Raw genomic sequence first — 3805 nt, forward strand, 5'->3', positions numbered from 1 at the left:
CCCCTATTCCCCTATTCCCCTCCCCGTCTGTCCCCGATGCCGCAGATAATGATCGGCGATCGCACAGGCAACCATTGCCTCGCCGATCGGCACGGCGCGGATGCCGACGCATGGATCGTGGCGGCCCTTGGTCATGATCTCGACGTCCTTGCCGTCCTTATCGATCGACTTTCGCGGGGTCAGGATCGACGAGGTCGGCTTGACGGCGAAACGGGCGACGATTGCCTGGCCGGTCGAGATGCCGCCGAGGATGCCGCCGGCATTGTTGGACAGGAACACCGGCTTGCCGTCATTGCCGATGCGCATCTCGTCGGCATTCTGCTCGCCGGTGATGCGGGCGGCCTCGAAGCCGTTGCCGATCTCGACGCCTTTGACCGCGTTGATCGACATCAGGCCGGAGGCGATGTCCTGGTCGAGCTTGGCATAGATCGGCGCGCCGAGGCCCGGTGGAACGCCGTCGGCGACGATCTCGATCACCGCACCGACCGAGGAGCCCGCGTTGCGGATGCCGTCGAGATACTGCGTGAAGACAGGAACGGAAGCCGGATCGGGGGTGAAGAACGGATTTTCCGCATCGCCGATGAAATTCCAGTTCCAGTTGGCGCGATCGATGGATTTCTCGCCCATCGACACCAGCGCACCGCGCACCACCACGCCGGGCACCACCTTGCGCGCCAAGGCACCGGCCGCCACTCTGGCTGCCGTCTCGCGGGCCGAGGAGCGGCCGCCGCCACGATAATCGCGCACCCCGTATTTGACGTCATAGGTGTAGTCGGCATGGCCGGGCCGGTACTGGCGGGCGATCTCGCCATAATCCTTTGAACGCTGGTCGACATTCTCGATCAGCATCGACACCGGCGTGCCGGTGGTGATCATCGTCTCGCCGTCCTCGTCGAGGATGAAACCTGACAGCACCTTCACTTCATCTGGTTCGCGACGCTGCGTCACGAAACGTGACTGTCCCGGACGGCGCTTGTCGAGTTCGGCCTGGATCTCGTCGCGCGTAAAGCGGATGCCGGGCGGACAGCCGTCGACCACGCAGCCGAGCGACGGGCCATGGCTTTCGCCCCAGGTGGTGACGCGGAAAAGGTGGCCGAACGTGTTGTGAGACATGAAATACCCTGCCCGGCATCGGAGCCGGCTGAAGATTGCGTTCTATTGGCGTTTTTCACAGGGGTCAAACTGTGATCTGGCGGATTTAGTTTTGACACATTCGGTTGGTTTCTGCTCTGCTCCATCCGCTGTTGAACAGCCCGCCGCCATGCCGGTGCAATGATAAAGAGGAACGATTATGCGTACCCTGATTAGCGCCGTTGCCGCCACGCTGCTGCTTTCCACCGCCGCTTTCGCCGGCCAGACCGAAGGCCTGATCAAGAAGATCGACAAGGACACGGCGACGCTGACGCTGGATGACGGCAAGTCCTACAAGCTGAACGCAGAGACCGATCTCGACGCGCTGAAGCCGGGCATGGACATCGTCATCGCCTACGATGTGACCAATGGCGAAAACGTCATCACCGACATGGAACTGCCGGACAGCTCAGCCAACTAGAGCTTCCAACCTCAATTGAATGCAGCGTTTGCGGTTCAGCTTTCGCCGAGCCGCCTGCGAAATGGCCTAGAGCGTGTCGCGTCTGAACGGATTTCAGGCGACCCGCTTTAGGTCTTTGTTTTATGTATGTCGTTCTCCCAAAACCGGGGCCACTTTTGGGCGACATGCATCAAAGCCACTCCAGACTCTTGCCTTCGAGCTTGAGCAGGCGATCCTGCGGTATTTCCAGGTTCGCTGCCTCGTCCTCGGCCAATCCCAGAACGAAACGAAACAAGGTGCGCATGACGCCGCCATGGGTCACGCATATCGTCTGGCGTTCGATCGCGTCGAAGCATGGCCTCACCCGTTCGAGCAGCATCTGATAGCTCTCGGCGCCTTCGCCGGGCGGCTGGAAGTTCCACTTGTCCAGAGCGCGCGTCCCGCTTGCTCCGGGATACCGCGTCTCCAGCTCGGGAAAGGTAAATCCCTGCCAATCGCCGAAATTGACCTCGACGAGGCGCGGATCGGTTCGATAGGCATCCGGATCCAGCTTCATCGCGGCGCGAATACGCTGCATCGTTTCGCGCGTCCGTTTCATCGGACTGGCGACGAAGTCGAATTCCCAGGGATCTGGAACCAACGCAGCTAGCCGAAGCCCGTTGCCGGTCGCCTGTTCGCGGCCAAGAGCATTGAGATCGGTGTCAGCCTGCCCCTGAAGCCGCATTTCGGCGTTCCACGCGGTCTGGCCGTGGCGCGCGATATAAACCAGCGGGTACATCAGGTCTTCCGGTGCGGGATCGGGACGGACGACGGTTGGCGGGGGTGTTAGTCCTTGACGGTCGAAATATCAGGCGCGTCGACCGCCTTCATGCCGACGACGTGGTAGCCCGAATCGACGTGGTGCACTTCACCGGTGACGCCGCGCGACAGATCGGACAGGAAATAGACGCCGGAATCGCCGACTTCCTCCTGCGTCACCGTCTGCTTCAGCGGCGAATTGTACTCGTTCCACTTCAGGATGTAGCGGAAATCGCCGATGCCGGAAGCGGCAAGGGTCTTGATCGGGCCAGCCGAAATGGCGTTGACGCGGATCTTCTTGGCGCCGAGATCGACCGCCAGGTAGCGCACGCTGGCCTCGAGCGCCGCCTTGGCGACACCCATGACGTTGTAGTGCGGCATCACCTTTTCGGCGCCGTAGTAGGTCAGCGTCAGCAGTGAGCCGCCATCGGTCATCAGCGCCTCGGCGCGCTTGGCGATGGTGGTGAAGGAATAGACCGAAATGTCCATTGTGCGCAGGAAATTGTCGCGTGACGTCTCGACATAGCGGCCAGTCAGCTCATCCTTGTCGGAGAAGGCAATGGCGTGGACGAGGAAATCAAGCTTGCCCCAATGTTTGGCGACATTGGCGAAAACCTCATCCAGGCTCGCCGGATCGGTGACGTCGCAATGGCCGGCGACAAAGGCGCCCAGTTCCGCCGCCAGCGGCTCGACACGCTTCTTGAACGCCTCGCCCTGATAGGTCAGCGCTATCTCGGCGCCATGATCGACGCAGGCCTTGGCGATGCCATAAGCGATCGACCTATTGTTGGCGACGCCAAGAATGAGGCCGCGCTTGCCGGCCATTAGGCCCTGTCCACCCGCCATGTGAGCGCTCTCCGCAAGATTTCAGCTTTGTGGGTTGCCCTATCGCACAGGCACAGAGCCCCTTCAAGCGCTCAAAACGGACAGTTCAGGGGACAAAAGCCGCCGATCAGCCTTTTTGGCTGCGCAACAGCGCTTCGAGTGCGCTATCACCGCCTTCCGGCAGCATGATACGCACATGAGCGTAGAGATCGCCGTGACCGCCGGCCTTTTCCGGCAGGCCTCTGCCCTTCAGCCGCAGGACCTTGTCGGAGCTCGACCAGGCCGGAATGTTGACCGCGAGCCTGCCGGTCGGCGTCTCGACAGGCACCTTGGCGCCGAGCACGGCATCCGCCAGCATCACCGGCAGATCGGCGTGCAGGTCGCGGCCTTCGATGCGGTAGCGTGGATGCCGGCGCAGATGGATCTTGACCAGCGCGTCGCCTGGCTGGCCCGGCCCCTGCTCGCCTTGACCCTTGAGGCGGATGGTCTGGCCATCCTCGACATAGGCCGGCAGCTTGACCGCCACCTTGCGGCCGTCGGGGAACATCGCCGTCACCTTTTCAGCGGTCGCCGCTTCCTCGATGGTGACGTCGAGCGTCACGTTCAGATCGGCAGCGGTCGCCTGCTGGCGGCGATCGCCCATGCCGGGAC

Annotated in this window: 5 protein-coding genes; 1 reads left to right on the forward strand and 4 read right to left on the reverse strand. The window is 62.1% G+C overall.

The features are described 5' to 3' along the window. Positions 1–3: 3 nt before the first annotated feature. Positions 4–1113 (reverse strand): chorismate synthase, encoded by a 1110-nt coding sequence (aroC, locus tag EN925_RS26950; RefSeq protein WP_127388420.1) that lies wholly within the window; start codon positions 1111–1113, stop codon positions 4–6. 178 nt (positions 1114–1291) lie between these two features. Here aroC and EN925_RS26955 point away from each other — a divergent pair, with 178 nt between their 5' ends. After that, the gene (locus tag EN925_RS26955) at positions 1292–1552 is read left to right on the forward strand and encodes a DUF1344 domain-containing protein (protein ID WP_013532801.1); all 261 of its coding nucleotides are present in this window, start codon (positions 1292–1294) and stop codon (positions 1550–1552) included. A gap of 169 nt (positions 1553–1721) precedes the next feature. Here the strand turns inward: EN925_RS26955 and EN925_RS26960 are convergent, their stop codons facing one another. The 3 genes from EN925_RS26960 to EN925_RS26970 all read right to left on the reverse strand — a co-directional run. Then, positions 1722–2309, reverse strand: a complete 588-nt coding sequence (locus EN925_RS26960; protein ID WP_013532802.1) for a histidine phosphatase family protein — start codon at positions 2307–2309, stop codon at positions 1722–1724. 47 nt (positions 2310–2356) lie between these two features. Beyond that, a complete protein-coding gene (gene fabI / locus EN925_RS26965; RefSeq protein ID WP_013532803.1) occupies positions 2357–3175 on the reverse strand; it encodes an enoyl-ACP reductase FabI in 819 nt (272 codons plus the stop codon). Between the two features lie 106 nt (positions 3176–3281). Continuing rightward, a partial coding sequence (locus EN925_RS26970) for a DnaJ C-terminal domain-containing protein (RefSeq protein ID WP_281040664.1) occupies positions 3282–3805 on the reverse strand: 524 nt, incomplete at its 5' end.

Source organism: Mesorhizobium sp. M7A.F.Ca.US.006.04.2.1 (assembly GCF_004022915.1).
In the GTDB taxonomy this organism is placed as follows: Bacteria; Pseudomonadota; Alphaproteobacteria; order Rhizobiales; family Rhizobiaceae; genus Mesorhizobium; species Mesorhizobium ciceri.

Bases quoted from the DNA above. Each gene is read 5' to 3' on its own strand.
- aroC (WP_127388420.1), bottom strand. From the start codon at position 1,113: ATGTCTCACAACACGTTCGGCCACCTTTTCCGCGTCACCACCTGGGGC.
- EN925_RS26955 (WP_013532801.1), top strand. From the start codon at position 1,292: ATGCGTACCCTGATTAGCGCCGTTGCCGCCACGCTGCTGCTTTCCACC.
- EN925_RS26960 (WP_013532802.1), bottom strand. From the start codon at position 2,309: ATGTACCCGCTGGTTTATATCGCGCGCCACGGCCAGACCGCGTGGAAC.
- fabI (WP_013532803.1), bottom strand. From the start codon at position 3,175: ATGGCGGGTGGACAGGGCCTAATGGCCGGCAAGCGCGGCCTCATTCTT.